5 protein-coding genes are annotated in these 4,961 nt (G+C 63.3%); all 5 read left to right on the plus strand.

What is annotated here, in order from left to right; genetic code table 11:
* The first annotated feature begins 158 nt into the window (after nucleotides 1–158).
* The 5 genes from NE609_RS16875 (at nucleotide 159) to NE609_RS16895 (ending at nucleotide 4,879) form a co-directional block, all read left to right on the plus strand.
* Nucleotides 159–842, plus strand: a complete 684-nt coding sequence (locus NE609_RS16875) for a Crp/Fnr family transcriptional regulator (protein ID WP_243107423.1) — start codon at nucleotides 159–161, stop codon at nucleotides 840–842.
* Between the two features lie 176 nt (nucleotides 843–1,018).
* The gene (locus NE609_RS16880) at nucleotides 1,019–1,741 is read left to right on the plus strand and encodes an RICIN domain-containing protein (protein ID WP_256153192.1); all 723 of its coding nucleotides are present in this window, start codon (nucleotides 1,019–1,021) and stop codon (nucleotides 1,739–1,741) included.
* 219 nt (nucleotides 1,742–1,960) lie between these two features.
* Nucleotides 1,961–3,133 carry a UDP-galactopyranose mutase gene (glf, locus tag NE609_RS16885; RefSeq protein ID WP_256153193.1) on the plus strand — a complete coding sequence of 391 codons (1,173 nt, stop codon included), beginning with the start codon at nucleotides 1,961–1,963 and terminating at the stop codon, nucleotides 3,131–3,133.
* Nucleotides 3,130–4,152, plus strand: coding sequence for a glycosyltransferase family 2 protein (locus NE609_RS16890; RefSeq protein WP_256153194.1), 1,023 nt, complete (start codon nucleotides 3,130–3,132; stop codon nucleotides 4,150–4,152). Before glf ends, NE609_RS16890 begins: the two co-directional genes overlap by 4 nt.
* A 40-nt stretch (nucleotides 4,153–4,192) precedes the next feature.
* Nucleotides 4,193–4,879, plus strand: a complete 687-nt coding sequence (locus NE609_RS16895) for a phosphatase PAP2 family protein (RefSeq protein WP_256153195.1) — start codon at nucleotides 4,193–4,195, stop codon at nucleotides 4,877–4,879.
* Nucleotides 4,880–4,961 lie beyond the last annotated feature (82 nt).

Below are 4,961 nucleotides of genomic sequence, written 5' to 3' on the forward strand. Positions count from 1 at the left end.
CCCCCCCCCCCCCCCCCCCCCCCCCCCCCCCCCCCCCCCCCCCCCCGGCCCGTTTTTGCGGGGAAGGGGCGGAAGGCCTTTCCAAAACCATACGATTATGGTATTATATCGTCTATAGGATCATATCGTCAGAAGGAACCGGAAAGGGGGCGGCGGGATTGCTGCAGGCGGATTACGAGGCGTTCCTCGAGGGGGGACTGCCCTTTTGGAAGAAGCTGGACGATGTTCAGCGCGCGCGGCTGCGGGAGACGGTGACGGCGCGCAGATACGGGAAGGGTGAGACGATGCACGCGGGTTCGGAGGACTGCGCGGGGCTTTTCCTCGTGAAGGAGGGGCAGGTGCGGGTGTACATCCTCTCGGAGGGGGGCAAGGAGATCACCCTCTACCGGCTTTTCCCTTGGGATATCTGCATCTTTTCGGCCTCCTGCATGCTGCGCAACATCAGCTTCGACGTCTACGTCGAGGCGGAGAAGGAGACGGACGCGCTGCTGATCCCCACGACCGTCTACTCCACGCTGTCTAAGGAGTCGCTCGCGGTGTCCGACTACACCAACCAGCTCATGTCCTCGCGGTTCTCCGACGTGATGTGGGTGATGGAGCAGGTGCTCTTCATGAGCTTCGACAAGCGCCTCGCGCTTTTCCTGCTCGAGCAGGCGGAGATCGAGGGGACGGACCGGCTCTCCATGACCCAGGAGGTGATCGCCCGCAACCTCGGCTCGGCGCGGGAGGTCGTGACGCGGATGCTCAAGTATTTCCAGTCGGAGGGGCTGGTTTCCCTCTTCCGCGGCGGAGTGGAGATCACCGACCGGGAGGGGATGGAAGCCCTTTCCAAGCGGGTTTAGCGGAAAAATCAGTCCGACAATCGGTGAAATGGTTTGCACGGCGGGGATGGAAAAAATCTTTTTTATGCACAATCACTATTTTTGCTTCCAGAAAATTGACAATATGACGGTGCGTGCTATAATATCAGCAGGAAACGTGGATGAATGGCGAATGATATTGCGAAAGGGCGTTACAAATGGCGAAAAAGACTGCACAGCACACGAAAGTTACGAGCGGCGTTTATTACCGCATCCTCTCCGCGCGCAGCGGCAAGGCGATGGAGGCGGACGCCAACAACCGCATCCAGATGTACGACGTCACCAACGCGGCCAACCAGTTCTGGGCGTTTGAGCCGGCTGACGGCGGCAGCTACCGCATCGTGAACCGCCAGTCGGGCGAGGTCGTGGACGTCATCCTGGCGGGCACCGAAAACGGCGCGCAGATCCACCAGTGGGAGGACGTCGGCGCGGAGAACCAGAAATGGCTCCTCGTCCCCGCCGCGAACGGCTGCTACAAGATCCAGTCGAAGCTCTCCGGCCGCTGCCTGGATATCGTCGGCCTCTCGGACGAGAACGGCGCGCCGATCCAGATCTGGGACGACATGGACGGGGACAACCAGCTCTGGAAGGTCGAGGATCCCAACGCGCCCAAGGAGGAGCCGGTGAAGAAGGCCGCTCCCAAGGCCCCCGCCAAAAAGCCGGCGGCAAAGAAACCGGCCGTCAAGAAGGAAACCAAGACCGCGCCGAAAGCGGAAGCCAAAGCCGCTCCGAAGGCGGAAACCAAGGCCGCTCCGAAGGCGGAAACCAAGGCCGCGCCGAAGGCGGAAACCAAGGCCGCCCCGAAGGCGGAGGCCAAGGCCGCGCCGAAGGCGAAGACCGCGGCGAAACCCGCCGCGAAGAAGGCCGCGGAGAAAAAATAAACTGGACAAAATCCCTCAAAATGCAACCCCGTCCATAGCGGGGTTGCATTTTTATGACAAGGTTCACAGGAAATTCACAGAAAACTGTCCCGGAATCCCTCCGGATATGGTATACTTTGTGGGGATTTTCAAAGGGTTTGGCTCTTTAGAGGAAACTTGGAGATTTCCGCGGTATACTCTCGTTATGTCAGCAGAAGACGAAACGCAAAGGAGCGGGCTATGGAACACAACTACGACGCGGTCATTGTCGGCAGCGGGTTTGCCGGGGCGGTCACGGCGCGGCGGCTGGCCGAGGCGGGCAAACGGGTGCTCGTGTTGGAAAAGCGGTCCCACATCGGCGGCAACGCCTACGACAGCCTCGACGGCGCGGGCGTCCTCGTCCACCGCTACGGGCCGCACATCTTCCATACGAACAGCGAGGCCGCCTGGCGGTTCCTCAGCCGGTTCACCGAGTGGCACCCCTACCGGCACGAGGTGGTCGGCAGCATCCGCGGGAAATTCGTGCCCATCCCCTTCAACCTCCATTCGGTCGACCTCTGTTTCGCGCCCGGCAAGGCGGCGCGCCTGCGGGAGCGGCTGATCGCCGGCTACGGGCTGGGCAGCCGGGTCCCGATCGCGGAGCTGCGCCGCCAGAGCGATCCCGAGCTCCGGGAGCTCGCGGAATACATCTTTGAAAACGTTTTCTGCCACTATACCGAAAAGCAGTGGGGCACCCCGCCCGACGCGGTGGACCCCTCGGTGCTGAAACGGGTGCCGGTGCTCGTCTCGGAGGACGACCGCTATTTCCAGGACACCTGGCAGGGCATCCCGGCAAAGGGCTATACCGCCCTCTTCGAGCGGATGCTCGATTATCCGGGCGTCGAGGTGCGGCTGGGGACCGAGGCGTCTGAGCGGCTGCGCGTGGGGGAGGACCGGGTCTATCTGGACGGGGAGCCGTTCGGCGGCGTGACCGTCTACACGGGCGCGCTCGACGAGCTCTGCGGCTGTTCGCTCGGGCGGCTGCCCTACCGCACCCTCGATTTTCAGTTCGAGACGCTGCCGGTCACCTGGTTCCAGCCGAAGGGCACCGTCAACTATACGGTCGACATGCCCTTTACGCGGATCACCGAGTTCAAATACTTTCTCGGGCAGGACCTGCCGGGCCGGACGACGATCGTCAGGGAGTTCGCGCGGGACTACGCCGGCAAGGAGGGGGAGATCCCCTACTACGCGGTGAAAAACCCCGGGAGCGACCGGCTCTACGCGGCCTATCTCGAAAAAATCTCCGCGGTGCCCCGGTTTTACCTGTTGGGGCGGCTCGCGGAGTACCAATACTACAATATGGACGCGATCGTCGCGCGGGCGCTCGAACGCGCCGACGAGATCCTCGCGGGATGGGAGGCGACGGCATGAAGCTGATGACCTATGTGGTGCCCTGCTACAATTCCGAGGCGTACATGCGCAACTGCATCTCGACGCTGCTGGCGAGCGGCGGGGAGGAGCTGGAGATCATTCTGGTGGACGACGGCTCGATGGACGGGACCGGCCGCATCGCGGACGAGTACGCGGCGCGGTATCCGGAGATCGTGCGCGCGATCCATCAGGAGAACGGCGGCCACGGCGAGGGGGTCAACCAGGGCATCCGCAACGCGCGGGGACTCTATTTCAAGGTGGTCGATTCGGACGACTGGCTCGACGTGCCGAGCGCGAAGGAGCTGCTTGCGACCATCCGCCGCCACCTGGAAAACGGCAGCCCCGCCGACCTCTACATCTGCAACTACGTCTACGAGCACGAGACGCAGGGCAGCAGGGTGATGCGCTACCGCAGCACCCTGCCAGTGGGGCGCATCTTCGGCTGGAGCGAGATCAGATCCTTCAAGCCCTGGCAGTACCTGCTCATGCACTCGCTCGTCTACCGCACCGCCCTGTTGCGGGAATGCGGGCTCGAGCTGCCCAAGCACACCTTCTACGTCGACAACCTCTTCGCCTACATCCCGCTGCCTTATGTGAAGACCCTCTGCTATCTCGACCTCGACCTCTACCGATACTACATCGGCCGGGAGGACCAGTCGGTGAACGAGGCGGTGATGATCCGGCGGATCGACCAGCAGCTCCGGGTGACCCGGCTCATGGCGCGGGCCTACCGGGGGGAGCGGCTCGCGGCGATGGACCGCAAGCTGGTGAAATACCTGCTCAACTATGTGACGATGATGATGACGATCTCCTCCGTCCTGCTGACGGTGGACGGAAGCCCCGAGGCGCTGGAAAAGCGCGCGGCGCTCTGGAGCTGGCTGAAGGCGGAGAACCCCGGATGGTATTCGGCCATCCGCTACCGGTCGATCGCGACGTTCGTCAACCTGCCCGGCGCGTTCGGGCGGCGGCTGAGCGTCCAGAACTACCGCCTCGCCCGGCGGATCTATAAATTCAACTAGGTCCGGCGCCCGGACCCCGTGAGGAAACAGGTGATCTGATATGATAAGGAACTGGAAGACAACCCTCTACAATTACCGGCATGCGGCGCTCCTGCTCTATTTTGTGCCCTATATGCTCTGGTTCGGCTGGCTGCAGGGCAACGCCCGCCCCGAACACTGGGCGGGTTCGTGGATCGACACGCTGATCCCCTTCCAGGAGGTCTTCGTCATCCCCTACCTGCTGTGGTTTTTCTACGTCGCGGCGGCGGTGGGCTATTTCCTCGTTCGCTCCAAGCCCGACTATTTCCGGCTGTGCGCCTTCCTCTTCGGCGGCATGACCGTCTGTCTCGCGATCTATACGGTTTTCCCCAACGGCCAGATCCTGCGGCCGCTCGTCTTCCCGCGCGACAACCTACTCACCGACGCGGTACGCACGATCTACCTGGCGGACCCGCCGATCAACGTCTGCCCGAGCATCCACTGCTTCAATTCGATCGGCGTGAACATCGCGATCCGCCGCAGCGAGCTCGGCCGGCGGCATAAGGCCGTCCGCTGGGGCTCGGAGGTCCTGATGGTGCTCATCTGCATGTCCACCGTCTTCATCAAGCAGCATTCGATCGCGGACGTCTTCGCGGCGATCCTGCTGGCGGTGCCCTTCTACTTCGTGGTCTACCGCGGCGCCGAGCTCGCGAGAGCCTTCCGTCCCGCGCCCATCCGGACCCGCAAGGTCAAATTTGAAAATCCGTGACGGCGCTGCCGCACACGCATCACCGCCCCGGGGGGGGGGGGGGGGGGGGGGGGGGGGGGGGGGGGGGGGGGGGGGGGGGGGG

Origin of the sequence: Anaerotruncus sp. DFI.9.16, from assembly GCF_024461615.1 — a bacterium.
In the GTDB taxonomy this organism is placed as follows: domain Bacteria; phylum Bacillota; class Clostridia; order Oscillospirales; family Ruminococcaceae; genus Anaerotruncus; species Anaerotruncus massiliensis.

Bases quoted from the DNA above. Each gene is read 5' to 3' on its own strand.
- NE609_RS16880 (WP_256153192.1), top strand. From the start codon at position 1,019: ATGGCGAAAAAGACTGCACAGCACACGAAAGTTACGAGCGGCGTTTAT.
- glf (WP_256153193.1), top strand. From the start codon at position 1,961: ATGGAACACAACTACGACGCGGTCATTGTCGGCAGCGGGTTTGCCGGG.
- NE609_RS16890 (WP_256153194.1), top strand. From the start codon at position 3,130: ATGAAGCTGATGACCTATGTGGTGCCCTGCTACAATTCCGAGGCGTAC.
- NE609_RS16895 (WP_256153195.1), top strand. From the start codon at position 4,193: ATGATAAGGAACTGGAAGACAACCCTCTACAATTACCGGCATGCGGCG.